The 23,307-nt window shown below is 69.8% G+C and carries 26 protein-coding genes and 1 tRNA gene; 8 read left to right on the top strand and 19 right to left on the bottom strand.

The genetic code is table 11. The annotated features are described in order from the left end of the window. Positions 1-2: 2 nt before the first annotated feature. From rsfS to rpsF, 5 genes are all read right to left on the bottom strand, one after another. A complete protein-coding gene (rsfS, locus tag KF689_08540) occupies positions 3-362 on the bottom strand; it encodes a ribosome silencing factor (GenBank protein MBX3133413.1) in 360 nt (119 codons plus the stop codon). 155 nt (positions 363-517) lie between these two features. Continuing rightward, positions 518-964 (bottom strand): 50S ribosomal protein L9, encoded by a 447-nt coding sequence (gene rplI, locus KF689_08535; GenBank protein MBX3133412.1) that lies wholly within the window; start codon positions 962-964, stop codon positions 518-520. A gap of 2 nt (positions 965-966) precedes the next feature. After that, entirely contained in the window at positions 967-1,995 is a 1,029-nt protein-coding gene (locus tag KF689_08530; GenBank protein ID MBX3133411.1) for a DUF2232 domain-containing protein, read from the bottom strand. Between the two features lie 11 nt (positions 1,996-2,006). Beyond that, a complete protein-coding gene (rpsR, locus tag KF689_08525) occupies positions 2,007-2,234 on the bottom strand; it encodes a 30S ribosomal protein S18 (GenBank protein ID MBX3133410.1) in 228 nt (75 codons plus the stop codon). Positions 2,235-2,237: 3 nt separating this feature from the next. Then, entirely contained in the window at positions 2,238-2,603 is a 366-nt protein-coding gene (gene rpsF, locus KF689_08520; GenBank protein ID MBX3133409.1) for a 30S ribosomal protein S6, read from the bottom strand. 207 nt (positions 2,604-2,810) lie between these two features. Here rpsF and KF689_08515 point away from each other — a divergent pair, with 207 nt between their 5' ends. Further along, positions 2,811-4,361 carry a sodium/solute symporter gene (locus tag KF689_08515; GenBank protein ID MBX3133408.1) on the top strand — a complete coding sequence of 517 codons (1,551 nt, stop codon included), beginning with the start codon at positions 2,811-2,813 and terminating at the stop codon, positions 4,359-4,361. Here the strand turns inward: KF689_08515 and ggpS are convergent. From ggpS to ychF, 4 genes are all read right to left on the bottom strand, one after another. Beyond that, positions 4,358-5,860, bottom strand: coding sequence for a glucosylglycerol-phosphate synthase (gene ggpS / locus KF689_08510; protein ID MBX3133407.1), 1,503 nt, complete (start codon positions 5,858-5,860; stop codon positions 4,358-4,360). The genes KF689_08515 and ggpS overlap by 4 nt on opposite strands. Continuing rightward, positions 5,853-6,719 (bottom strand): HAD hydrolase family protein, encoded by an 867-nt coding sequence (locus KF689_08505; protein ID MBX3133406.1) that lies wholly within the window; start codon positions 6,717-6,719, stop codon positions 5,853-5,855. The genes ggpS and KF689_08505 overlap by 8 nt, the downstream gene beginning before the upstream one ends. Before the next feature lie 199 nt (positions 6,720-6,918). Further along, complete coding sequence (locus KF689_08500; GenBank protein ID MBX3133405.1) at positions 6,919-7,788, bottom strand: hypothetical protein; 870 nt, start codon at positions 7,786-7,788, stop codon at positions 6,919-6,921. 41 nt (positions 7,789-7,829) lie between these two features. Next, positions 7,830-8,930, bottom strand: a complete 1,101-nt coding sequence (gene ychF, locus KF689_08495; GenBank protein ID MBX3133404.1) for a redox-regulated ATPase YchF — start codon at positions 8,928-8,930, stop codon at positions 7,830-7,832. A 104-nt stretch (positions 8,931-9,034) separates the two neighbouring features. On the opposite strand from ychF, the gene KF689_08490 reads away from it, so the two are divergent. Beyond that, the gene (locus KF689_08490; GenBank protein MBX3133403.1) at positions 9,035-9,436 is read left to right on the top strand and encodes a four helix bundle protein; all 402 of its coding nucleotides are present in this window, start codon (positions 9,035-9,037) and stop codon (positions 9,434-9,436) included. Between the two features lie 115 nt (positions 9,437-9,551). On the opposite strand, the gene KF689_08485 is transcribed toward KF689_08490, so the two are convergent. From KF689_08485 to KF689_08470, 4 genes are all read right to left on the bottom strand, one after another. Further along, positions 9,552-11,612: a sodium-translocating pyrophosphatase gene (locus tag KF689_08485; GenBank protein MBX3133402.1), complete on the bottom strand. Its 2,061-nt coding sequence runs from the start codon at positions 11,610-11,612 to the stop codon at positions 9,552-9,554. A gap of 29 nt (positions 11,613-11,641) precedes the next feature. Beyond that, the gene (gene pth, locus KF689_08480) at positions 11,642-12,214 is read right to left on the bottom strand and encodes an aminoacyl-tRNA hydrolase (protein MBX3133401.1); all 573 of its coding nucleotides are present in this window, start codon (positions 12,212-12,214) and stop codon (positions 11,642-11,644) included. A gap of 30 nt (positions 12,215-12,244) precedes the next feature. After that, a complete protein-coding gene (locus KF689_08475) occupies positions 12,245-12,898 on the bottom strand; it encodes a 50S ribosomal protein L25/general stress protein Ctc (protein MBX3133400.1) in 654 nt (217 codons plus the stop codon). Positions 12,899-13,121: 223 nt separating this feature from the next. Continuing rightward, entirely contained in the window at positions 13,122-14,075 is a 954-nt protein-coding gene (locus tag KF689_08470) for a ribose-phosphate pyrophosphokinase (protein ID MBX3133399.1), read from the bottom strand. A gap of 136 nt (positions 14,076-14,211) precedes the next feature. Between KF689_08470 and rfbA the strand changes: the two genes are divergently transcribed. From rfbA to KF689_08450, 4 genes are read left to right on the top strand one after another with little or no spacing between them, the layout of a single operon-like run. Next, entirely contained in the window at positions 14,212-15,093 is an 882-nt protein-coding gene (rfbA, locus tag KF689_08465) for a glucose-1-phosphate thymidylyltransferase RfbA (protein ID MBX3133398.1), read from the top strand. Next, positions 15,090-16,175, top strand: a complete 1,086-nt coding sequence (gene rfbB / locus KF689_08460; protein MBX3133397.1) for a dTDP-glucose 4,6-dehydratase — start codon at positions 15,090-15,092, stop codon at positions 16,173-16,175. Before rfbA ends, rfbB begins: the two co-directional genes overlap by 4 nt. Further along, positions 16,172-17,023 (top strand): dTDP-4-dehydrorhamnose reductase, encoded by an 852-nt coding sequence (rfbD, locus tag KF689_08455; GenBank protein MBX3133396.1) that lies wholly within the window; start codon positions 16,172-16,174, stop codon positions 17,021-17,023. The genes rfbB and rfbD overlap by 4 nt, the downstream gene beginning before the upstream one ends. Beyond that, on the top strand, positions 17,020-17,589 hold the full coding sequence (locus KF689_08450; protein ID MBX3133395.1) for a dTDP-4-dehydrorhamnose 3,5-epimerase family protein: 570 nt from the start codon (positions 17,020-17,022) through the stop codon (positions 17,587-17,589). Before rfbD ends, KF689_08450 begins: the two co-directional genes overlap by 4 nt. Positions 17,590-17,591: 2 nt before the next feature. Here KF689_08450 and KF689_08445 read toward each other — a convergent pair. The 5 genes from KF689_08445 to KF689_08425 form a co-directional block, all read right to left on the bottom strand. Continuing rightward, positions 17,592-17,662 (bottom strand) — tRNA-Gln (locus tag KF689_08445). Positions 17,663-17,723: 61 nt separating this feature from the next. Then, the gene (ispE, locus tag KF689_08440) at positions 17,724-18,599 is read right to left on the bottom strand and encodes a 4-(cytidine 5'-diphospho)-2-C-methyl-D-erythritol kinase (GenBank protein MBX3133394.1); all 876 of its coding nucleotides are present in this window, start codon (positions 18,597-18,599) and stop codon (positions 17,724-17,726) included. Further along, a complete protein-coding gene (locus KF689_08435; protein MBX3133393.1) occupies positions 18,596-19,612 on the bottom strand; it encodes a flippase-like domain-containing protein in 1,017 nt (338 codons plus the stop codon). The genes ispE and KF689_08435 overlap by 4 nt, the downstream gene beginning before the upstream one ends. 5 nt (positions 19,613-19,617) lie before the next feature. Then, complete coding sequence (locus KF689_08430) at positions 19,618-21,132, bottom strand: Hpt domain-containing protein (protein MBX3133392.1); 1,515 nt, start codon at positions 21,130-21,132, stop codon at positions 19,618-19,620. 49 nt (positions 21,133-21,181) lie between these two features. Further along, positions 21,182-21,907, bottom strand: coding sequence for a pyridoxine 5'-phosphate synthase (locus KF689_08425; protein ID MBX3133391.1), 726 nt, complete (start codon positions 21,905-21,907; stop codon positions 21,182-21,184). 38 nt (positions 21,908-21,945) lie between these two features. Here KF689_08425 and KF689_08420 point away from each other — a divergent pair, with 38 nt between their 5' ends. Further along, a complete protein-coding gene (locus KF689_08420; protein ID MBX3133390.1) occupies positions 21,946-22,404 on the top strand; it encodes a hypothetical protein in 459 nt (152 codons plus the stop codon). Between the two features lie 55 nt (positions 22,405-22,459). On the opposite strand, the gene mce is transcribed toward KF689_08420, so the two are convergent. After that, on the bottom strand, positions 22,460-22,870 hold the full coding sequence (mce, locus tag KF689_08415) for a methylmalonyl-CoA epimerase (protein MBX3133389.1): 411 nt from the start codon (positions 22,868-22,870) through the stop codon (positions 22,460-22,462). 104 nt (positions 22,871-22,974) lie between these two features. Between mce and trxA the strand changes: the two genes are divergently transcribed. Beyond that, positions 22,975-23,301 (top strand): thioredoxin, encoded by a 327-nt coding sequence (trxA, locus tag KF689_08410; GenBank protein ID MBX3133388.1) that lies wholly within the window; start codon positions 22,975-22,977, stop codon positions 23,299-23,301. Positions 23,302-23,307 lie beyond the last annotated feature (6 nt).

Below are 23,307 nucleotides of genomic sequence, written 5' to 3'. Positions count from 1 at the left end.
CCTCAGGCGGAGACGGGCACGGCCGGGGCATCCCCCCAGAGCCGTTCGAGCTGGTAGAAGGCGCGCAGCGTCGGATGGAAGACGTGCACGACGAAGTCCACATAGTCCAGGAGCACCCAGCGGCCTTGTTCGAGGCCCTCGACCGAGTGCACGCGCAGGCCTTCCTTCTTGAGCGTGTCCACGACGTGGCCGGCGGTGGCGCGCACGTGGGTGTCCGAGGTGCCGCTGGCGACGATGAAGAAGTCGGTCATATCCGAGACCGGACGCAGGTCCAGCAGGACCACGTCCTGGGCCTTGTTGTCGAGCAGGATCTCGGCGGCGCGGCGGGCGGCGGTCATCGTGTCGGGTGCGGCTGGGGGCATTCCGAAAGGTAGCACCGGCATTGTGTCTGCGAACCCGCGGGCGGAGGAAAGGTTCCCGCTGTCCGGCGAGCGGGCCGGCCGGCCGCCCAGCGGCACGCGAAAGGGGCGGACCGCGAACGGTCCGCCCCCCGTGTGACGCCGTGTGGCGCGGGCGCTCAGCCCTTGATGACCCAGACCTTGATCTCGGGCTTCACGTCGGCGTGCAGGCGGATGGCCACCTTGTAGACGCCGAGCGCCTTGATCGGCTCGTGCAGGTCGATCATCCGCTTCTCGACTTCCTTGAAGCCCTGGGCCTCCAGCTGGTGCTGGATGTCGGCCGAGGTGACGGAGCCGAAGAGCGTGCCTTCCTCGCCGACCTTGGCAGAGAAGGTGAGCGAGACTTCCTCGAGGCGCTTGGCGATGGCCGAGGCCGCGTCGCGGCGGGCGTTCTCGGCCGCCTCCAGGCGCTCCTTCTCCTGGGCGATGCGCTTCTTGTTGCCGGCGGTCGCCTCGTAGGCGATGCCACGCGGCAACAGGAAGTTGCGGGCGTAGCCGGACGAGACTTCGACGATGTCCCCGGGATGCCCGAGGTTGTCCACCGCCTGACGAAGAATGACTTCCATATCTACTCCGAACGTTGGGATTGCGGCCGCGGCCGGCGTCGCCAGTCGAGCCAGATGTCTCCCACGCCGATGACGAGGGCGACCGCTGCGATGACACTCCAGAACATCACCAACACGAGGGACCAGACGATGGCCATCCATCGGCCTGGAGCCAAGAACCACACCATCACGCCGAGCCCGCGAAGCGCGAACAAGGCACTGAAGAACACGAGCGCGTTGAGGCCGAGCGCCGTGACGGCCGCCGGCATCGGGACCACCAGCACCAGCAGCCCCCCAATCAGCCCCCAGACGAAGGCGTCGTGAAACCGCAGGTCCCGCAGGGCGGCGAGCGGCGGTCCCAGCCGCACCCGTCCAAAGCGATGGTACAGCGCCCATCCCAGCGCGAGGACCATCAACGACTCCAGCGCCAGCAGCGCCGGGGCCAACCGCACTGCCACCGGGGGAAGCGCGGTGAACTGCCGCTCCACCTGCAGCGCGAGTTGGTCGGCACTGGCGTTTTCCTTCACCAGCTCCTGCCACTGCGGCTGCGAGGTGAACTCGCGCCAGGCGGCGAGCATCTCCTCGCCACGTCGCGCGAACTCCTCCGTCAGCACCTCACTCGCCGCCGCCAGGCCGCCATCGGTCATCACGACCGCCATCGTGCCCAGCACCAGCGCCGCGAGGATCGCCGTCAGCGCCCGCGGGAGGAAGGTCCAGTCCACCTCCAACGTCTGCACCGCCGCGAAACTCGCCGCCAGGATCACGCCCCACCCCCGCGCCATCAGCGCGAACGGCGTCTGTGCTCCCGGCGCCCACAGCACCCAGGCGGCAAACACCGTCCAGGCGAGTGCGAGGGACAACCGTCCCCCGCGTCTCCATCCGACCACCGCGCCCAAGGCGAGCGTGGGGGCCAGCAGAAGCAGGATCTGGTCCACCGGCAACAGCAGCGCGAACGGCGGCGCTCCCGGTAGGAACAGCAGGGCGAGGAAGGCGAGGAGTGGGCCCCGCCAGCCTTGCTCGCGCGGCGGTGCCGCGCCCTCCTCCTGCGTCACGGCCGGTCGGCTTACTGCTGCGCCGACTGGCTGCGCGAGTACGGCAACAGGGCCAGGTAGCGGGCCTTCTTGATGGCCTTGGCCAGCTGGCGCTGGTGACGGGCGTCCACTCCGCTGAGGCGGCTCGGGAGGATCTTCCCGGTGTCCGTCACGAAGCGGGAGAGGAAGCGCTCGTCCTTGTAGTCGATGAAGCGAATGCCGGCCTCGGTGACCGGGCAGACCTTACGATTGCGGCGCATTGGCTATTCCTCGTCGTCGTCATCGTCGCCATCGCGCTCCCGGCGCGCGGCGAGCTGTTCTTCGGTCATCGGCGGGGCGCCGAGCTCGTGCTCGTGCACCGAAATGAGATAGCGGATCACGCCTTCGTCGAGCTTGAGCGCGCGCTCGAACTCGGGCAGGACCTTGCCCTCGGCGGAGAAGCGGGCGACGACGTAGTAGCCGGCTTCCTTGTTCTTGATCTTGTAGGCGAGTTGGCGGCGGCCCCAGTGATCGAGGGTCGCAGGCGCAGCGAGGCCGAGCAGACCGTGATGCTTCTCGATCTTTTCGGCAATGGCGGTGTCTTCGAGTGCAGAATCGAAGATGTACACCGCCTCGTATTCACGAGACAATGTGGCAATCCTCCCTTTGGTCGTTTCCGCCACCCGTGGGTTGCCGACACAGGCGGAGGGGCGGGCGAAGGGCCCGCGATGTGATTGGACAGCCTCGAAACCTAAGTGGGGACACAGCTTAGGGTCAAGGGTGAGGTTCGGCGAAAGGGTTCCTATCAGGCGCGTCAGGGGTTACCCTCTGCCTACCCCCTCACCCCGGACACTGAGATGCACTGGGACCTCGTGCTCCCCGTCCTCTATCTCGTGGTGGTGGCGTGGATTGGCTTGCGAGTCGGTCGCGGCACCCAGGACGCGGAATCGCTCTTTCTTGCTGGACGCGGGCTCGGCTTCGGGGTCGTCGGGACCTCGCTGTTCGCGTCCAACATCTCCAGCACCACGCTGATCGGCCTCGCCGGCGCCGCCTACGCCTCCGGCATCGCGGTGGCGAGCTACGAATGGATGGCGGCGCTGGTGCTGCTCTTCGCCGCCGTGGTGCTGGTGCCGGTGTACCTGCGCGCCCGCATCCTGACGCTGCCGGACTACGTGGAGCAGCGCTTCGGACGCCGCGCCCGCCTCTACGTGGCCGGCGTGATGGTCTTTCTCTCGGTGGTGGTGGACACCGCCGGCAGCCTCTACGCCGGCGCGCTGGTGCTGACGGTGTTCCTGCCGCAGCTGCCGCTGTGGCCGACGCTCATCGCGCTGGGACTCTTCGCCGGGCTGTACACGGCCGCCGGCGGCCTCAAGGCGGTGATGCTCACCGATGCGCTGCAGGCGGGCGTGCTCTTGGTCGGCTCGCTGATGATTACCTGGGCCGCCTTCGGGCACTATGACTTCTCGTGGTCGGCGGTGCGGGCCGCGGTGCCGGACGACCACCTGCACTTGGTGCTCCCCGCCAACGACCCCAACCTGCCGTGGCCCGGCCTGTTGCTCGGCCTGCCGGTGCTCGGGCTCTACTACTGGACCACCAACCAGTACATCACGCAGCGCTTCCTCGCGGCGCGCTCGGTGGACCACGCGCGCTGGGGTGCGGTGTTGGCGGCGGGACTCAAGGTGCTGCCGCTGTTCATTATGGTCCTGCCGGGTGCGATGGCGCTGGGCATCGTGCCCGGCCTCGAGCGCGCCGATGCTGTGTTCCCGACGCTGGCGCGGGACCTCCTGCCGGTGGGCCTGCGCGGCCTGGTGATCGCCGCGGTGATGGCGGCGATTATGTCGACGATCGACTCGGCGCTCAACGCGGCTTCGGCCATCGTCGTGTACGACCTCGCGGCCCTGCACGAGCGGGGGCTTCCGCCGGCGCGACTGCTGCGCGTCGCGCGGTTGACGACGCTGGGCTTTATGGTGTTCGCGATCGCCTGGGCGCCGATGATCGCGCGCTTCCCGGGCATCTTCGCGTACCTGCAGGAGGTGTTCTCCTACGTGGTGCCGCCGGTGGCGGTGGTGTTCATCGGCGGGGTGCTCTGGCGCGGCGCGACGCGCCAGGCGGCGATGCCGGCGTTGCTCGCCGGCCACGCGGTGGGCCTCGCCCTCTTCGTGGCCACGCGCGTCGGCGCCTGGCCGCTGCACTTCACGGTGAACGCCTTCCTCTTGGCCGTCGTGAGCAGCGTCGCCCTCGTGGCCGCCTCCCGGCGCGGCGGTGAGACGCCGGAGGCCGGCCACGTGACGCTGTGGTCGCCGGCCCTCGCGCGGGTGGCGCCCGGTACGCCGTGGCGGCGCGACTACCGCGTGTGGGCGTCGGTCGTGGCGGCGGCCGTCGTCGCGACGGTCCTCGTGTTCTTCTAGGCCGCGGGCGCCTTGGTCGCCGCGGCATCGTCGGCGATGCCGAGGCGGCCGAGCATCTCGCGCGTCCACCACGCGAGGTCGTGCGTGCGGGTGACGTCCCAGAGCCGTGCGGCGCGGGCCCGCTCGTCTTCCGGCGAGAGGTCCAGCGCCTCGTCCAGCGCGCGGTCCATCGAACGCGCCGAGTAGGGGTGCGTGAGCACCGCCGCGTCGAGCTCGACGGCCGCGCCGGCGAACTCCGACAGCACGAGCCGGCCGTCCTGGCCCTGCTTGGTGGCGATGAATTCCTTGGCGACGAGGTTGAGTCCGTCGCGCAGGGCCGTCACGAGGCAGATGTCGCTGGCGAGGTACCAGGCCATCAGTTCGTCGAAGGGCAGGGGCTGCGCGAAGAGCACCACCGGCGCCCAGTCGAGCGTGGCGAAGCGGCCGTTGATGTTGCCGACGCGCTGCTCGATGGCCGATTGGATCTCGTCGTACACGCGGATGCCCGGGGCCGGCGGCACGCAGACGACGTGGAGCTTGATGTGGCCGATGAGCGCGGGGCGGCGCTCCAGCAACCGCGCGAAGGCGTCGAGCAGCTCGACGGTGCCCTTGGTGTAATCCGCACGGCTGACGGCGAAGCACAGCGTCTCGACGCCCGAGCCGGCGCGGATCTCCCGGGCGCGCCGCTGCGTGACGTCCTGCGCGACGGTCTCGGTGATGCGGTCCACGTTCACGCCCAGCGGCACCGTGTCCACGTGGATGCGGCGACCGTTCCACTCCAGCTCGGTGACCACGGAGGTCTCCTGCAGCGCCCAGCCGTCCGGCTGCAGCCGGTCGGCGACGGGTTGGCGCTTGGTCACGCGCGCGCCGGCGAAGGCCCGCGCGACGGTCGCGAAGTTCTCGGTGTAGCGCGGCACGTGGAAGCCCACCCGGTCGCAGCTGAGCAGGCTCTCGGTGATCTCGGTGCGCCAGGGGAGCACGCCGAAGACGTCGCTGCCCGGGAAGGGCGTGTGGTGGAAGAACGCGAGGCGCAGGTCCGGGCGCCGCGCGCGGATGAGCTTGGGCGCGAGCCACAGGTTGTAGTCGTGCAGCCAGACGACGGCGCCTGGCTCCGCCACCTCGCAGGTGGCCTCGGCGAAGCGCTCGTTCACCTCGCGGAAGGTCGCCCAGTCGGCGGCGTCGTAGTCAAAGCGATCCACGAAGCTGTGCAGGATCGGCCACAGGGCCGCCTTGGACGTGACCTTGTAGAACGAAGTGACCTGCTCGCGCGTGAGGCCGAGTTGCGCCACATCGTAGGCCTCGCCGCTGAAGGCGATGGCTTCGCGCGAGACGATGCGTCCCGCCTTGGCCGCTTCGACCTCCGTCCACGCCAGCCAGGTGCCGCGGTCGAAGTGCTGGAAGAAGCCGCGCAGCGTCGGCACGATGCCGTTGGGACTGCGGTGACTGCGCAGCGTCTCCACGCCGTCGACGATGGCGCGTTCGAAGGGCTGGCGATGGTAGACGACGACAAGTTCAGACACGGGGGAGCTCCACGCCAAAGGCGTCCAGGGCCTCGAGGATTCCGTCGCAGCCGGGCCCATCGGCGCGCAGCAGGTGATCGCCAGCCGGCATCTGGGCTAGCAAGTCGGCGTCGGAGTTGCCGACCGCGACGGCGCAGACGCCGGCGTGGAACATCGAGAGGTCGTTGGCGCTGTCGCCGGCGGCGAGTACGGCCTCACCCGGCGCGCCCCACTCGGCCACGAGGCGGCGGAGCGTCGTGCCCTTGTTGATGCCGCGCGGGAGCACGTCGAGGTAGCAGCCGCCGGAGGCGAGCACGTCGCAGTCGAGGTCGGCCAGGCGCGCGGCGGCCTCGGCCGCGATGCGTGGATCGTTGCAGTAGTACGAGACGCGGTACGGCCCGAAGTCCTCCTGCAGCCTGAGGCCCGCGAGTCCGGCCAATGCGGCGCGCGCCTGTGCCCCCGAGTCGCCCCAGGCGGCGTGGATCTCGGCCAGCAGCTCGGCGGCCACGTCAGGCGCGTCGTCGGTGACGACGAAGGCGCCGACGTCGCAGATCATCGCGTCCGGCTGCGGCAGCAGGCCGTCGGCGATGAGCGCGCGCACGCTCGCCGCCGAACGGCCCGTCACGTAGAGCAGGCGCCGTTCGGGGTGGTCGCGGAAATGCGCGATCAGGGCGTTGCGGGCGCGGTCGCTTCCGGCGAGAAAGGTCCCGTCGAGGTCCGTGCCGAGGACGCGGATGTCGCGCCGGCGTGGGGCCGGTGCGACGTGGTGGGATGCCAGCGTCGGTTCCAGACGTGCAATCTCCCGTGGCGGCGACTTCCGCGCCGAGGCGCGAGAGCCAGGTGGAGAGGCGATCTTGGCCGCGCGCCGCAATGGGGGCACACGACAGGATGGGCCGTCACACGGCGCGAGGCGCCATCAGGCCGACGAACGGGCGCGCGAGGCACGTCAACCCAAGCAACTTAACACGTTTGGGCCTCGGATGCACGTGTTTGATGACGGATGACGGAGGACGGATGACGGATGACGGAGGACGGATGCTACACGGATGGTCCAGCATCCGTCCTCCGTCATCCGTCCCCTATCTAATGCCCAGCTCGCGCCCCAGCGCTTCGGCGCCGAGATAGCCGAAGCTCGCCGAGGGGCCCGTCGCCAGCACTTCACGCACCAGGTCCTCCGCCGACTGCCGCCGCCCCCGCGCCTGGTTCCACTGCGCCATCCCGTTGCCGATGGTCTGCCGCTCCAGCGGCGTCGTCATCGTCGCGCGCAGCTCCGCGTCCGTCATCTCGCCCTTCATCCACAGCAGCAGGCGGTGATAGCTGCCGTTCTCGATGATCTCCCAATCCGCGCGGATGGGCGCGAGCGCCGCCTGCACGGCCTCCGAATCACGCTGGCGCGCGAGTGAGAGCACCCACCAATACGTCGCGGCCACGCGGTGGTCGAGGTTGCGCGCGACGCGGGCGTCCTCCTCCCAATACCGCGCCGCCTCGGCGAACTCGTAGCGCAGGAAGTGCGCGAGGGCGAGGTGGTAGCGGATGTTGGACTGCAGCGAACTCGTCGGGATGCCGCGCGGGTTCGGCTGCCCGTCCGGTTCCACCACGTCCGCCTTGCCGACGGTCAGGTCGTAGGCGCGCCTGAGGTCGCCGATCGCCGCGTCGAACTGCCGCATCGAGATGTAGCGATGCCCGCGGTGCCGCAGCAGCCAGGGCTCGTCGGGCCGCGTCGCCAGCGCCTCGGTGTAGATGCGCACCGCCTGCTCGAAGTCGCCGGTGTAGCCGATGAAGCGCCCGAGCCAGATGGTGGCATCCAGGTCGCCGGGCGTCCGCTGGGCCGCGGCGCGCGCGGCGTCGAGCGAGCCGGGGGAGGGAGTGCGCTGGGCGAGGGCGAGGGTGCTCGAGGCGGCGAGTGCGGTCGCTACGAGGATGGGACGGAGGGCGGATGACGGATGCATAGGGTGCAGTTTGCATCCGTCATCCGTCATCCGTCCAGTACTCACACGTTGAAGCGGAAGAGTACGACATCGCCGTCCTGCATCACGTATTCCTTTCCTTCCGCACGGGCCACGCCCTTCTCGCGCGCGCCCTTCCAGCCGCCGTGCGCCACGAAGTCCGCGAAGCTCACCGTCTCGGCGCGGATGAAGCCCTTCTCGAAGTCCGTGTGGATCACACCCGCCGCCTTCGGCGCCGTGTCGCCCTGCTTGATCGTCCAGGCACGCACTTCCTTCTCGCCCGCCGTGAAGTAGGTCTGCAGGCCGAGCAGGGAGTAGCCGCCGCGGATCAACCGGTCGAGGCCGGCGCTCTCGATGCCGAGTGAGGCGAGGAACTCCTGCTTGTCGGCCGGTGGCAGCTCGGCGAGTTCCATCTCGATCTTGGCCGAGAAGGTCACCACCTGCGCCGGCTCGTGGTCGGCGGCGATCGCGGCGCGCAGCGCCGTCACGTGCGCGCCCTCGGCGCCGGTGAGCTCGCCGTCGGTGACGTTGGCGGCGTAGAGGATCGGCTTGAGCGTGAGCAGCTGCAGGCCCTTCAGGCGCTCGCGGTCTTCCGGCGTGAGCGAGACGTGCCAGAGCGCCTGCCCGTCGGCCAGCGGCTTGTGCGCCTTCTCCAGCGACGAAACTTCGGCGGCCGCGTCCTTGTCGCCCGTCTTGGCGGCGCGCTTGGCTTTGTCGAGCCGCTTCTCCACCACCGCGAGGTCCGCCAGTGCGAGTTCGAACTCGATCGTCGCGCGGTCGCGCACCGGGTCCACCGAGCCGTCCACGTGGATCACGTCCTCGTCGTCGAAGCAGCGCACGACGTGCACGATCGCGTCCGTCTCGCGGATGTTCGAGAGGAAGGCATTGCCGCGGCCTTCGCCCGTGCTCGCGCCCTTCACGAGGCCGGCGATGTCCACGAACTGCACCGCGGCCGGCACCGTACGCTCCGGCTTCACGATCTCCGCCAGCCGCTCCAGGCGCGGGTCGGGGACGTTCACGACGCCGACGTTGGGGTCGATGGTGCAGAAGGGATAGTTTGCGGCTTCGGCCTTGGCGGCGGTGAGGGCGTTGAAGAGGCTGCTTTTGCCGACGTTGGGGAGGCCGACGATTCCGAGAGAGAGCATTAGGACTTGAGACGTGAGACTTGAGACCTGAGAGGCGCCACGAAAGGTAATCGCCTGCGAGGGAATGACGCTCCGGTGACGCCCTCGGAGCACAGTGTTCTCCTATGCATCCCTTCCGCAGACTCGCTGTGTGGGAGAAGGCGCACGCTCTCACGCTCCTCGTGTACCCGATTACCGAGGGTCAGATGGTGCGCCGGTTTCCAGGACTCGCGCATCAACTGAGGCGGGCGATTTCCTCCATCCCAGCCAACATCGTCGAGGGCGCAGGCCTCGGTTCGCAGGCGCAGTTCAACAGACACCTCACCATCGCGCTCGCCTCCGCCAGAGAGGCCGAATACCACCTTCTGCTGGCCAAAGACTTGGGGGCGATCGACCTCAAGACCTTCGCGGTGCTTGAAGCGCGGCTCGGTGAGATCCAAGCCATGCTGAACGCCCTCGGTCGCAGGGTGCGCGAGCGAATCTCCTCAACATCGCCCTCCAAGCGCAGGACCGCAGCACGCAGCTGAGCGAATCGAAGCAGAGAGAAGATGAGCGAGAACGAGAGAGGGGGCAGCCGCACTGGCCGCCCCCTCTCAAGTCTCACGTCTCAAGTCTCACGTCTCACGTCTCAAGTCTCACGTCTTACCCGATAAACCACGGCGCCAGCACGAGGCTCACCACCGACATCAGCTTGATCAGGATGTTCATCGCCGGTCCCGACGTATCCTTGAACGGATCGCCCACGGTGTCACCCACCACCGCGGCCTTATGCGTGTCCGAGCCCTTGCCGCCGTGCAGGCCGCCTTCGATGGCCTTCTTGGCGTTGTCCCAGGCGCCGCCGGCATTGGCCATAAACAGCGCCATCATCACGCCGGTCACGGTCGCGCCGGCGAGCAGGCCGCCGAGGGCCTTCACGCCGAAGAACTTGCCGACGATCACCGGCAGCAGCACGGAGGCGACGCCGGGGATGATCATCTCCTTGAGTGCGGCCGTCGTGGAGATGTCCACGCAGCGGGCGGAGTCGGGCTTCACGCCTTCCTTGCCCTCGAGCAGGCCGGGGATCTCGCGGAACTGGCGGCGGACTTCCTCCACCATTCCCTGCGCCGCGCGACCGACGGCGGTCATCGTCTGCGCGCCGACGAAGAACGGCATCACGCCGCCGATGAAGAGGCCGATGACGACCATCGGGTCGACGAGGTTCAGGCCGACCTGATTGAGGCCGACAGCCGAGGCGTAGGCCGAGAACATCGCCAGCGCGGTGAGCGCGGCGGAGCCGATGGCGAAGCCCTTGCCGATGGCGGCGGTGGTGTTGCCGAGGGCGTCGAGGCCGTCGGTGATCTTGCGGACGTCGGGGCCGAGGTGGCTCATCTCGCTGATGCCACCGGCGTTGTCGGCGATCGGGCCGTAGGCGTCGACGGACATCGTGACGCCGACGGTGGCGAGCATCCCGACGGCCGCCACGGCGACGCCGTAGAGGCCGGCCGACTGCACGGCGACGTACATCGCGCCGCAGATGAGCAGCACGGGGATGATGGTGGACTCCATCCCGACGGCGAGGCCGGCGATGATGTTGGTGGCCGGGCCGGTCTTGGAGGACTCGGCGATGCGGCGCACCGGGCCGGCGGCCGTGTAGTACTCGGTCACGAGGCCGATGGCGATGCCGGAGACGGTGCCGGCGAGCACGGCGAAGAACGGTCCGAGCGCCGGCAGGACGCGCCCGGTCTCGTTGTCCATCATCCCCAGCGGCATCGCCTTGGTGAGCAGGTAGGCGAAGACGAGGAACAGGCCGGCGGAGATGAAGGTGACCATCCGCAGCGCGTTGGCGGGGTCGCCCTTGGCCAGCACGCGCATCACGAGGATGCCGACGAGCGAGGCGACGAGGCCGGCGCCGATGAACGACACCGGCAGCAGCACCGCGGCGAGGCGGTTCTCGTCGGGGATGAGCAGCGAGGTCGCGGCGAGCGCGACGGTGGCGATCACCGAGCCGACATACGACTCGAAGATATCGGCGCCGAGGCCGGCGACGTCGCCGACGTTGTCGCCGACGTTGTCGGCGATGGTGGCCGGGTTGCGCGGGTCGTCCTCGGGGATGCCGGCCTCGACCTTGCCGACGAGGTCGGCGCCGACGTCGGCGGCCTTGGTGTAGATGCCGCCGCCCACGCGGGCGAAGAGGGCGATCGAGCTGGCGCCCATCGCGAAGCCGGAGATGATCTCGCCGAACTCCTTGAAGCCGGAATCCCCGAAGAGCAGGCCCTTGTGGATCATGAAGAGGGCGGTGATGCCGAGGAGGCCGAGGGCGGCGACGGCGAGGCCCATCACGGCGCCGCCGGAGAAGGCGACGCGCAGCGCCGCGGCCTGGCCGTTGGCGCGTGCCGCTTCCGACGTGCGGACGTTGGCGCGCGTGGCCGAGGTCATCCCGGCCCAGCCGGCGGCGACGGAGCAGAGGCCGCCGATCACGTAGGCGATGGCGGTGTTCCAGCCCACCGCGAGGCCGAGCAGCACGGCGACGAGGGCGAGGAAGGGCAGGAGGACCGTGTACTCGCGCTTGAGGAAGGCCATCGCGCCGAGCTGGATCTGCTCGGCGAGGTCGCGCATCGTCTGCGAGCCGGCGGACTGGCGCACGATGCCCTGGTACGTCAGGACGCAGGCGATGAGCCCGACAATCCCGATGCCCAGCGCGTACGTCGTCAGATTCTCGATCATTGGGGGAGTGGTGTGAAGGTGGGTGACGCCTAACGGTTGAACGCGTTCATCGTGCGTTCGATGCCATCGGTGGTCCAGAGGCGCAGGGCCTCCTCGAAGGTCGGCAGCAGCGTGCGGACCTGCTCCGCGTCTGCCTTCCCGAACTGATCCAACACATACTCGGCGAGGTCGCCGATGCGCCGTTGCGGGTCGGTGGGGCCCACGCCCACCCGCAGCCGCGCGTACTCCTGGCTCTTGAGCTGCTGCTCGATGCTCTTGAGCCCGTTATGCCCGCCACTGGAGCCGCGGGCCCGGAACCGATAGGTGCCGGTCTCCAACTGCACTTCGTCCACGACGACCATCAGGTCGGTGGCCGCGGCCCAGAAGGGGCGCCGCTGCCAGGGCCTGAGGACCTGGCCGGAGAGGTTCATAAAGGTCTGCGGCTTCACGAGCCGGACCTTCACGCGCCCCACCGTGCCCGAGGCGGTCATCGCCTCGCCGTCCTTGCGCCAGGGATCCAACTGCCACACGTCGGCGAGGTGGTCGACGACCCACCAGCCGACGTTGTGGCGTGTACCGGCGTACTCCCGCCCGGGATTCCCGAGCCCGAGGATGACCTTCATCGCCGGGACGCGATCGCGGGCGGGTTCGGCTTACTTGGCCTCTTCGGCCTCGTCGGCCTTGGCCTTGCGGATGAGCTCCGGCTCGGCCGGCGCATCAGCCGCGGCCGGGGCCGCCACTTCCTCGGCAACCTTCGGCGCGGCGCAGACGCAGATCGTGGCGTCCTCGTCCGTGAGCAGCTCGATGCCGGCCGGCAGCACGATCTCGCCGGCGTGGATCGAGTGGCCGATGGTCAGCGACGTGATGTCGACATCGAGATGGCCCGGGATGTCGGAGGGGTCGACCATAATCTCCACCTCGTGGAGGATGTGGTCGATCAGGCCGCCGCCGTTGCGCACGCCGTCGGCGGTGCCGACGAGGTGGACCGGAACCTTCACGTGGACCTTCTCGCCGGCGACCAGTTCCTGGAAGTCGACGTGGAGGATCTGCTTCTTGAACGGATGGCGCTGGATCTCGCGGATCAGCGTGCGGGCATTGCCGCCGTCGAGGGTGAGCTCGATGACGGTGCTCTGGTAGGGCACCTTCTCGAGGAGCAGCGCGAGCTCGTGGGCGTTGAGCGCCAGCGGCTGCGGCGCACGGGCGTGCCCGTAGATGACGGCGGGGACTTCACCGGCGGCGCGCAGCTTGCGGGCGACACCCTTGCCGGTGGTGGAGCGGGACTTGGCGGAGAGATTGGCGGTAGCCATTGGGACGATTCCTGCGAAAGTTTCGGTCGCTACGTGGTTTCCCGGCGAATCCGGACCAGCGTCGACCTGGGTTCCCGGACGTGAGACTTGAGACGTGGGACGTGAGAGGTCTCGAGCCTAACGAATGGGTCCTGCACCAACAGACGGCGGCGGGACGCTCCCACGTCCCAAGTCCCCGTCTCACATCTCAAGTCTCACGTCTCAAGTCTCACGTCTCAAGTCTTCATTCAAAGAGTGACGACACACTCTGATCGCTGTGCGTGAACCGAATCGCCTTCGCCATCAGCTCACCCACCGACAGGATCGTCAGCGTGGGGAAGCGCTTGGACTCGGGCAGCAAGATGGAGTCCGTGATGGCGACCTCGGTGATCGGCGCGTTGCTGAGCCGCTCGACGGCGGGGCCGGAGAGCAGCGCGTGCGTCGCGCACACGTAAATGTTGCGGGCGCCGAGGTCCTTGAGGGCCTTGGCGGCCTCGGACACGGTGCCGGCGGTGTCAATCATATCGTCGGCCAGCAAGCAGTCCTTGCCCTCGACTTCACCGACGACGTTCACGACCTCGGCCACGTTGGCCACGGGGCGACGCTTGTCGATGATGGCCAGCGAGGCGTTGAGGCGCTTGGCGAAGCCGCGGGCCATCTTGGCCGAGCCGACGTCAGGCGCCACGACCACCGGATCGACGAGGCCCTTCTTCCGGTAGTGTGCGGTGAAGACGGGCGCGGCGTAGAGGTGGTCGACGGGGATGTCGAAGAAGCCCTGGAGCTGATGGAAGTGGAAATCCAGCCCGAGGATGCGGTCGGCGCCGGCGCGGGCGATCATATTCGCCATCAGCTTGGCGCCGATGGCCACGCGGGGCTGGTCCTTGCGGTCCTGCCGGGCGTAGCCGTAGTAGGGCATCACGCAGGTGATGCGGGCGGCGGAGGCGCGCTTGGCGGCGTCCACCAGGAGCAGGAGCTCCATAATACTCTCGGCCGGCGTGCTGGTCGGCTGGACGATGAACACGTCCGCGCCGCGCACGTTCTCGTCCAACCGCACGAAGACCTCACCGTCCGCAAAGCGCGACACCGTGGCCTTGCACAGGTCCACGTCGAGCGTCTTCGCGATGCTTTCGGCCAGCGGGCGATTGGCGTTGCCCGTCAGGATGCGAAAGCCGTGTACGGGGACTGCGAGTCCGTCCATCGGCGGAGAGGTGTAAGAGGCGGAAGGGACTGGAGATAGCGAGCCTGAGCAGGGGCTCCCGAACAGCCTCGAAAGCTACCGCCGACCGGCCTTGAATGGCAGGGGGTCGGGGTGGGGAGTTACACTTCCCGCCACGATGAAAGGCATCCTCCTCGCCGGGGGCTCCGGGACCCGCCTCGCGCCGATGACGCGGGTGGTCTCCAAGCAGCTCCTGCCGCTCTACGACAAGCCCCTCGTCTACTATCCCCTCACGGTGCTGATGCTGGCGGGGATCCGCGAGGTGCTGGTGATCTCCACTCCCCGCGACCTCCCGATGTTCGAGGCCCTGCTGGGCGATGGGTCGGGCTGGGGGATGCAGCTCTCGTACGCGCTGCAGCCGGAGCCCGAGGGCCTGGCTCAAGCCTTCGTCATCGGCCGCGACTTCGTCGGCCGCGACCCGGTCTCGCTGGTGCTGGGCGACAATCTGTTCTTCGGCGCCGGGCTGGGGCACCAGCTGCGCGCGGTGACGGCGCGGGTGGCGGCCGAGGGCGGAGCGACGGTGTTCGGCTACAAGGTGCGCGACCCGGAGCGTTACGGGGTGGCCGAGGTCGGCGCCGACGGACGCATCGTCTCGCTGGAAGAGAAGCCCGCCAAGCCGAAGTCCTCGATCGCGGTGACCGGGCTGTACTGCTACGACAATCGCGTGCTCGACATCGCGCGCGCGCTCAAGAAGTCGCCGCGCGCTGAGTATGAGATCACGGACGTGAACGCCGCGTACCTGGCGCAGGGCGCGCTGCGCCTCGAGCTGCTCAACCGCGGGATGGCTTGGCTCGACACCGGCACGGTGGCGGCGATGCAGGAGGCGGCGCGCTTCGTGGAGGCGATCGAGACGCGGCAGGGGATGAAGATCGGCTGCCCCGAGGAAGTCGCGTACCGAATGGGCTTCATCTCGTCGGAGCAACTGCGCGCGCTGGCCGAGCCGCTGGGCAGCAGCGAGTACGGCGACTACCTGCGACGCGTGGCGACGGAGGCTCCGTGAGTGCGTCGCCGGCGCCGCAGACGATCCTCGTCACCGGAGCGGCGGGATTCATCGGCACCAACACGGTGGCCTGGTTGCTGCGCGAGCGCCCCGAGGTCACGGTCGTGGCCTACGACGCGATGACCTACGCCGCGCACCCGCAGAGCTTGGCGCTGGCGGGGAAGGGGCACGAGCGGCGGCTGTTCTTCGTGCACGCGGACATCCGCGACGGTGATGTGTTCTCGTCGGTGCTGGGCGGCCGCGCGCAGGACGCGCAGGGGCGCAGCCTCCCTCCCGCCGATGCGGTGTGGCACCTGGCCGCCGAGACGCACGTGGACCGGTCGATTCTCGGGCCGTCGGTGTTCGTGGACACCAACGTGACGGGCACGCAGCGCATCCTCGAGGCGCTGCGCGCGGCGCAGGACGCCGGGCGGCCGCGGCGATTCGTGCACGTGTCCACCGACGAAGTGTACGGCTCACTGGCCGCGGGCGATCCGGCGTTCACCGAAGTGCATCCGTTGCTGCCGAGTTCGCCATATGCGGCGAGCAAGGCGGCGTCGGATCTGTTGGTGCAGGCCTGGGCGCGCACCTACGGACTCGACGCTGTCATCACGCGCTGCAGCAACAACTACGGGCCGTTCCAGTTTCCCGAGAAGCTCATCCCGCTGATGATCGTGCGCGCGATGGCCGACCAACCGTTGCCCGTATACGGCGACGGCCAGCAGGTGCGCGACTGGCTGCACGTGGACGATCACGCGTCGGCGCTGTGGGCGGTGTCGAGCTCGGGCATCGGTGAGGGACGGGTGTTCAACATCGGCGCGCAGGGCGAGCGGCCGAATCTCGAGGTCGTGCAGGCGGTGTTGGCGGCGCTGGGGAAGCCTGCGAGTCTGATCCAACACGTGCGCGACCGGCCCGCGCACGACCGACGCTACGCGATGGACGCCAGCGCCCTGCGCGCGGCGACGGGCTGGCGCCCGCGCGTGGCCTTCGCGGACGGACTGGCGGAGACGCTGCGCTGGTATCGCGATCACGAGCCGTGGTGGCGCGGCGTGCTGGATGAGTCGCAGCGCGCGGCGCAGGCGCTGTACCTGCCGCCGGCGTGAAGGTCCTGCTCCTCGGCGGCAGCGGGCTGGTCGGCAGCGCGCTACGCCGCGCGGCGCCGGCTGCGGCGCAGGTGGAGGCGCCGTCGCACGCGGCGCTCGACGTGACTGACGCCGCGGCGCTGGCACAGGCAGTGGCCGCCGCGAAGCCGGCGTGGATCCTGAACGCCGTTGGCTACACGGCGACCGATGCGGCCGAACGCGAGCCGGTTCGCGCGCGGGCGCTGAACACCGAGTTGCCGCAGGCGCTCGCCCGCTTGGCGCGCGAGCACGGCGCGCGCGTGGTTCACTTCAGCAGCGACTACGTCTTTGGCGGCGCGCGCAGCACAGCTTGGCGCGAGGACGACCAGCCGGCGCCGCTCTCGGTGTATGGCGCGAGCAAGGCCGACGGCGACGCGGCGCTGCTGGGGGCCGACATCGGGGCCTTGGTGCTGCGACCGAGTTGGATCTTCGGCGACGGTCCGCGCTGCTTTCCGCGGCGGATGTGGGAACGCGCGCGGGCGGGGCAGGCGTCGCGCGTGGTGGCCGACCAACGCGGTGCGCCAACGCACGCGGACGATCTCGCGAGCTGGACTTGGGCGCTGATGGGCCGTGGCGCGACGGGGCTGTTCCACGCGACGAACGCCGGCGAGACGAGCTGGGCCGAGGTCGCGCAGCGCGTGTACGCGCGTGCCGGAATGCCCGACGGCGTGACGCCCGTGAGCAGCGCGGAGTGGGCCGCGGCGGCGCAGCGGCCTTCGTACTCCGTGCTCGATTGCTCCAAGCTCGAGCAGGCGTTGGGCCTTACTCGCCGCCGCTGGGACGTGGCATTGGACGCCTACCTCGATACGTTGATGGCATCCGCCCGATGAATCGACTCGAGATCGAACCCACGCCGCTGTCCGGCCTTGTGCTGGCGCGCCCGCGCGTGCACCGCGATGCGCGCGGCTCGGTGCGCGAGCTCTTCCGCGCCGCGGACTTCGCCGCGGCCGGCTTGATGGCCGACGTGGCGCAGGTGAACCTGCTGCGCTCGGCGGCCGGCGTGGTGCGAGGCCTGCACTTCCAGTGGGAGCCGCCGATGGCCAAGTGTATGCGCGTCGCCCGCGGACGCGCGCTGCTGGTGGCGGTGGACATCCGCCGCGACTCGGCGACCTGCGGGCAGGCCTGGTGGCGCGAGTCCGTGCCGGGCGACGACCTCTGGGTCTGCGCGCCGGCGGGATTCGCGCGCGGGATGCAGGCGCTCGAGGACGAGACGGATGTGGAGTACCTCTGCTCCGCGCCCTACACGCCGGCCGGAGAAGGCGGCATCCGTTGGGACGATCCGGCGCTGGCGATTCCGTGGCCGCTGCCGGCGCGTGATCTCTCGCAAAAAGACGCGGCGGCCCCGACGCTGGCCGAATGGCTCGCGGGGCCGCAGGGTGGGGTCTTCGCAGGGTAGCATTGCCCCTGGTGGATTCGAACCACCATTCTCGGATCCAAAGACCGATGTCCTGCCATTGGACGAAGGGGCAGCAGGCGTAGAGGCAAACTAACGGCCGTGGCGTGGGGCGAGCAACGCCCCGCGCGCTGCGCTCAGTCCAGCAGCTTCACCGCAGCGACGCTGGTGGAACTGCGCGTGTGCACGAGGCGCGTGCCGGCGGGCATCTGCGGGGACTGGCTGTGGCGGCGGTCGAACATCCCGAAGGCCGTGGAGCCGCTGCCTGTCATCCGTGCGATGCGCGCGCCGGCCTCGCGCAGCCGCGCCACGCAGTCGCCGACGACGGGATGTCGCGCCGTGACCACCGGCTCGAGGTCGTTGACGGCCAGCTCGGCGATGCGGTCCCAGCGGTCGAGGTCATCCAGCGAGAGCGGCGCCGGCGCGGTCAGCGGCCGCTCGGCGTTGTCAGCGGCGTACCAGGCGAAGGCCTGCTTGGTCTCGACACCGAAGTCGGGGAGCGCGAGCAGGATCTCGCGTCCGGGCAGCGGATTGAGCGCGAGCAGGCGCTCGCCGCGTCCCCAGGCGACGGCGAATGGCGCATCGAGGGTGAGGAAGGGCACGTCGGCACCGAGCTGCAGGGCCAGCGTCTGCAGCGTGGCGGCCCCGAGCGGCTTGGGCGCCAGCGTGTTGAGTGCGCGAAGCACCGCGCCGGCATCGGCGCTGCCGCCGCCGAGTCCGCCGCCGGCGGGAATGCGCTTCTCGATGGCGATGTCGAATCCAGTGGGCCAGCCGGCGGCGTCGGTGAAGGCCATCGCCGCGCGATACGCGAGATTCTGTTCCGGGGCGAGATCCACGCCGGGGCAGGAGAGCGTGCGCGCCTTGGTGTCGGTGGCGACGCGGACTGTGTCCGCCAGCTCGATGCGCAGGAACAGCGACTCCAGCTGATGGTAGCCGCTGGCTTCGCGGGCCAGCACGCAGAGCCGGAGGTTGAGCTTGGCCTGCGCCTCGACGCTCGCGGCGGTGGCGCTCACGGCCTGGGCTCCTTCTCCGCGGCGGTGATGTCGCGCAGATGCAGGTTGAGCCGTGTGAAGTACCAGGCGCCGAGCACGGTGATGGGCACGAAGCTCAGGAGGTGGAAGCCAATGGCCCAGCTCACGGCGGAGGCGGCGGGGATGCCGTAGAGCCCGAGCCCGGCGGTGCCCGCGGCCTCGAAGGGGCCGAAGAATCCCGGCGACGACGGCAGGGCGACCCCGATGGCGATGAGGCCCTGCACGAAGAGCGCGGCCGACATCGGGGCGGCGAGGCCGAGCGCGAGGAAGCCCAGGTAGAACGCCGCCGCGTTGCAGAGCCAGTGCAGCAGCGTCCACCAGAGCACCTCGAGCGCGAGCATTGGTTCGCGGAACACGCCGAGTCCGCCCGCGAAGCCCTCGAGCAGGCTGCGCAGCTTGGGTGCAAGCCGTGGCACGATGGCACCGGCGATGCGGTCGACGAGGCGCAGCATCTGCTCAGGTGCGTAGGCCAGCGCGGCGAGTGCGACGAAGACAGCCGAGAGGAAGAGGCCGGCGGTGGCGGCGATGCTCCAGGCCGTGGCCCCGAGGATCGTGGCGTCGGCGGGGAAGCGCGAATCGAGCGTCGCGAGCAGCATCAGCGCGAGCACGACGACGCCGTCGAAGAGCCGATCGACGGCCAGCGACGCGAACGCCGTCGTGAAGCGCACCTCGCGCCGTTCGCGCGAGAGGGCGAAGGCGCGAGCCAACTCACCGGCGCGCGCGGGAAACACGTTGTTCACCATCATCCCCACGGCGGTGGAGTGCCACAGCGGGGCGAAGGGGATGCGGCCGGCCACCGGCGCGAGAATCGCCTGCCAGCGCCGAGCGCGCAGCGGAAAGATCGCGGTGGCCGTGACGGTGCAGGCAATCCAGAGCGCGAGGTTGGAACTCGCGAGTATCTCCCAGACTTCGCGCAGGTGCACGCCGCGCAGCGTGAACCAGAGCAGGGCGATGCTGAGCGCGATCCCGAGGACGGCGCGCCAGTCGAGGCGCACCGTGGCTACTCCGCCGCCGCGAGCTGCAGCAGGTCGTAGAGCTCGGCGAGAGTGGCGGCGTCGGGGGTGTTGCCGCTGGAGCGTAGCGCGTCCCCGAGTTCGATGGCCCGCGCCAGCGCGTCCTTGCCGCGGAAGAGCAGGTCCTCGATCGGGATTACATCGTCCTCCTCGCCGACCACCGGCTCGGCGAAGGTCGCGGTGCCCAGGGGCGAGAGCCCGCTGAGGCCCTGGGACAGCAGCGACTTGAGCGCCGCGCCGGAGGGGGCGCCGCCGGTGCTCGGGCCGAGCGACGCGAAGGTCGCCGCCGAGGACGGCGGGGTGGCGGAGCGCAGCGGCGTGACGCCGCGGCTCAGCATCTCGGAGAGATCCACGAACTGCGCCGCCATTGTCTCGGGCGCGGCGTTGGCGGCGCTCAGCAGCATCGCGGCACGCTCGAGCACGTCGAGGGCCGGCTGTTCCAGCGCAGCGGCACCGCGCTCGGCGGCGAGGAAGCAGTTGGCGATCTCGACCGCGGCGAAGCTCTGCGCGGCGCGGGCCAGGTTGCGCACCGCGTTGCGCATCTCGCGGCCGAGTCGTTCGCGCGTGGCGGCGTCCGCGGCGCGGCGGCCTTCGTGCACGAGGCGCCGCAGGTGTTCGGCCTGGCTCACGACCTCAAGGCGGAAGCGCTGCGCCGCAGTCGTCGGCGGGTTGCCCGCCGCCTGCACCGCGTCGGGTGAATCCATCAGGAGCGCCGCGATGGGCACGACGTCGTCGCCGTCCGCCGAACCGCCGCTGAGCGCGGCGGCGGCGAGCGTGAACTCCTGCAGGGCGGGCGAGTCGGTCGGCGGCGCGTGGCCCTGCCGCACGGCATCGCCGCCCTCGAGCAGCACGCGGGCGGCGGTGCGGAAGAGGCGACGGCGCTCGGCGGTGGCATCCTCGCGTCCGAGTTCGATCGGCTTGGCGGCGGCGTCTACGGCGTCGACGACTTCGCCGAGCGGTGGCAGGTCGTTGAGGGCGGCGACGCCGCGGAGGGCGCGCACCTTGTCCATCACGCGGTCAAAGTGCTCGCGCGCGCCGGGCGTCTCGGCGTACTCGAGCAGCGCGGCGGCGGCATCGGCGGTGGCGCCGGCGAGGAAGTCCGGGGCCACTGCGGCGGGTGCAGCCGCGGCGGTCGGTGGGGCGATCTGGTCCAGCTCGGCGACACGTTGCGCGACGCGCGCGTCCTCGGCGGCGCTCCAGTTGCGCACGCCGCGGATGAGGATCTTGGTGTCGTCGATGGCGCTGATGGCCACGCCCCGCGAGGCAGCGTCCCAGGCGAGCTGGCCGGCGCCGACCTGCCGGGCGAGGCGTTCGAGTGCCTGCGCCAGGTTGGCGATGCCGGTGACCTTGGCCATCGTCGCGCTGCCGCGCAGCGCCCGTACGGCGCGCACGAAGCTCTCGCCGTCCGGCGGAGCTGCCGTCGCGCGCGAGACGAGCCCGTCGAGCTGTTCGACGTACTCGCTGGCCTCGAGGGTGAAGAAGTCGAGCAACCCGCCGGTCATCGCGTCTCCATATAGTGGCGGGTAAGGTGCGCCGAGGGGTGGGTGCGGGTCAACGGGGGCGCGCCGCGTCCATCGCGCGACGCATCGCGCGCACGGCCTCGGCCAGCCCGACGAACACGGCGTGGCTGACGATGGCGTGGCCGATGTTGAGTTCCTCGCATTCGGGGATCGCGGCCACCGGCCCGACGTTGTCGAGCGTGAGGCCGTGGCCGGCGTGCACGGCGAGCCTGAGACCCGCGGCCTGCGTTGCTGCCGCACGCAGGGCCGCGAGGTGCTGCGGGTCCTCCGGATGGTGGCAGTAGCGGCCGGTGTGCAGCTCGATGGCGGGCACCTTGAGCTCGGCGGCGCGAGCGATCTGCCGCGGATCGGGGTCAATGAAGAGCGAAGCGCGGATGCCGGCGGTGCTGAGTGCGGCGAGCGTGGCCTCGAGGCGCGCGGGGTCGGCGAAGAGGTCCAGCCCGCCTTCGGTGGTGATCTCCTCGCGCTTCTCGGGGACGAGGGTGACCTGATGCGGGTTCAGGCGCAGGGCGATGGCGGTCATCTCGGTGGTGGCGGCCATCTCCAGGTTGACGGGGCTGCGGGCCGCCGTTGCGAGCGCCTCGACATCTGCGTCTTGGATATGTCGACGGTCCTCACGCAGGTGCACGGTGATGCCATCGGCGCCGGCGTCCTCGCAGACGCGGGCCGCGGCGACCGGATCGGGGTATGCCGCCCGTCGGGCCTGCCGCAGCGTCGCGACGTGATCGATGTTGATGTAGAGCCGTTGTCGGACCATTAGGACCGGAACCTTACTCGAGATCGGGAGCTGAAGCCGTGAGACGTCTGGGAATCGCGTTGGTACTCGTGCTGGGCAGCCTGGGGTGCCGTCCCCGTGCGGTGGCGTCCAATACTGCCGGGGGCGCGACGTCGACCGAGGCCGTGATGCTGTTTGTGGAAGCGTCGCGCCGACAGGACCTGCAGGCGATGTCGATGGTGTGGGGGAACGAGGAGTCGCTGACGCGGGACCGCGTGGATCGGGCCGAGCTGGAGCGCCGCTTGCTGATCATCGTCTGCCACGTGCGCCACGATGAATCTCGCATCGGCGCGGCCCAGTTGGGAGAGGCGGGCCGCGTGATCCACCGGGTGGAGACGGTGCGTGGTAGCCGCAGCGCGACGATTCCCTTTACGACGGTGAAGAACTCCCGCAGCGGTCGCTGGTTCGTGGAGGACATCGACCTGCGTCCGGCCCGCGAGATCTGCAATGCCGAGCCGGTGACGCGTCCGGTGCCCTGAGGCGTCGGAACGCGCTGTCCAGACGGGGGTGCCGCCGACGGGCGGCACCCCCGTCTCAGTATTCGGAGAGCTCGACCAGCACGCCGGCGGTGGACTTGGGGTGCAGGAAGGCGATGCGCTTGCCTTCGGCCCCGATGCGCGGCGTCTCGTCGATGAGCTGGATGCCGTGAGCCTTGCAGCGCGCGAGCATTCCGTCGAGATCGTCCACCGCGAAACAAATGTGATGGATGCCGGGCCCACGCTTGGCGAGGAACTTCCCGATGGGGGAGTCGGATTTCTCCGGCTCCAGCAGTTCCACGAGTGCGTCACCGGCGGCAACGGCAGCGATGCGTGCGCCGTCGGCGTCGTCCAGCGGGACCTCGGGCATCCCAAGGATGTCGCGGTAGAACGGCAGGATGCCTTCGAGTGACTCGACGGCGATGCCGAGGTGGGAGATGCGGGTGCCGCGCGGGAACGGGCTGGACATAATCGGCAATTCCGGAGGGGGCGCACTTCGGACCCAATGCCGCTAACATTACTATGGCGTCCGGGCACTTGGCACCGGCGCCTCGACCCCTGGAGAGAGAGCCGATGTCGAAGACGGTGACGGTGACGGACGAGTCGTTCGCGAGCGAAGTGGAGCAGCACCAGGGCTTGGCCGTGGTGGATTTCTGGGCCACGTGGTGCGGTCCCTGCCGGATGATCGCCCCGATTCTCGAACAACTGAGCGAGGAGTTCGCCGGTCGCGTGAAGGTGACCAAGCTGGACGTGGACGCGAACCAGAAGACGGCGATGCGCTTCCAGGTGCGCTCGATCCCCACGCTGCTGTTCTTCAAGGACGGCAAGCTGGTGGACCAGGTGATCGGTGCCGTGCCGAAGCCGGCGTTGGCGGCGAAGTTCGAGCAGCACGCGGCCTGAGTCCCG

The organism is Gemmatimonadaceae bacterium, assembly GCA_019637355.1.
Classification (GTDB): Bacteria; Gemmatimonadota; Gemmatimonadetes; order Gemmatimonadales; family Gemmatimonadaceae; genus Pseudogemmatithrix.
This window is presented reverse-complemented; position numbering and strand designations above follow the sequence as displayed.

Excerpts from the sequence above, each read along its gene's own strand:
- KF689_08485 (MBX3133402.1), bottom strand. The coding sequence starts at position 11,612 with ATGATCGAGAATCTGACGACGTACGCGCTGGGCATCGGGATTGTCGGG.
- rplI (MBX3133412.1), bottom strand. The coding sequence starts at position 964 with ATGGAAGTCATTCTTCGTCAGGCGGTGGACAACCTCGGGCATCCCGGG.
- KF689_08475 (MBX3133400.1), bottom strand. The coding sequence starts at position 12,898 with ATGGCTACCGCCAATCTCTCCGCCAAGTCCCGCTCCACCACCGGCAAG.
- KF689_08515 (MBX3133408.1), top strand. The coding sequence starts at position 2,811 with ATGCACTGGGACCTCGTGCTCCCCGTCCTCTATCTCGTGGTGGTGGCG.
- rsfS (MBX3133413.1), bottom strand. The coding sequence starts at position 362 with ATGCCCCCAGCCGCACCCGACACGATGACCGCCGCCCGCCGCGCCGCC.
- trxA (MBX3133388.1), top strand. The coding sequence starts at position 22,975 with ATGTCGAAGACGGTGACGGTGACGGACGAGTCGTTCGCGAGCGAAGTG.
- ychF (MBX3133404.1), bottom strand. The coding sequence starts at position 8,930 with ATGCTCTCTCTCGGAATCGTCGGCCTCCCCAACGTCGGCAAAAGCAGC.
- mce (MBX3133389.1), bottom strand. The coding sequence starts at position 22,870 with ATGTCCAGCCCGTTCCCGCGCGGCACCCGCATCTCCCACCTCGGCATC.
- KF689_08470 (MBX3133399.1), bottom strand. The coding sequence starts at position 14,075 with ATGGACGGACTCGCAGTCCCCGTACACGGCTTTCGCATCCTGACGGGC.
- KF689_08425 (MBX3133391.1), bottom strand. The coding sequence starts at position 21,907 with ATGGTCCGACAACGGCTCTACATCAACATCGATCACGTCGCGACGCTG.
- KF689_08450 (MBX3133395.1), top strand. The coding sequence starts at position 17,020 with ATGAATCGACTCGAGATCGAACCCACGCCGCTGTCCGGCCTTGTGCTG.
- KF689_08500 (MBX3133405.1), bottom strand. The coding sequence starts at position 7,788 with ATGCATCCGTCATCCGCCCTCCGTCCCATCCTCGTAGCGACCGCACTC.
- KF689_08430 (MBX3133392.1), bottom strand. The coding sequence starts at position 21,132 with ATGACCGGCGGGTTGCTCGACTTCTTCACCCTCGAGGCCAGCGAGTAC.
- pth (MBX3133401.1), bottom strand. The coding sequence starts at position 12,214 with ATGAAGGTCATCCTCGGGCTCGGGAATCCCGGGCGGGAGTACGCCGGT.
- KF689_08490 (MBX3133403.1), top strand. The coding sequence starts at position 9,035 with ATGCATCCCTTCCGCAGACTCGCTGTGTGGGAGAAGGCGCACGCTCTC.
- rpsR (MBX3133410.1), bottom strand. The coding sequence starts at position 2,234 with ATGCGCCGCAATCGTAAGGTCTGCCCGGTCACCGAGGCCGGCATTCGC.
- rfbA (MBX3133398.1), top strand. The coding sequence starts at position 14,212 with ATGAAAGGCATCCTCCTCGCCGGGGGCTCCGGGACCCGCCTCGCGCCG.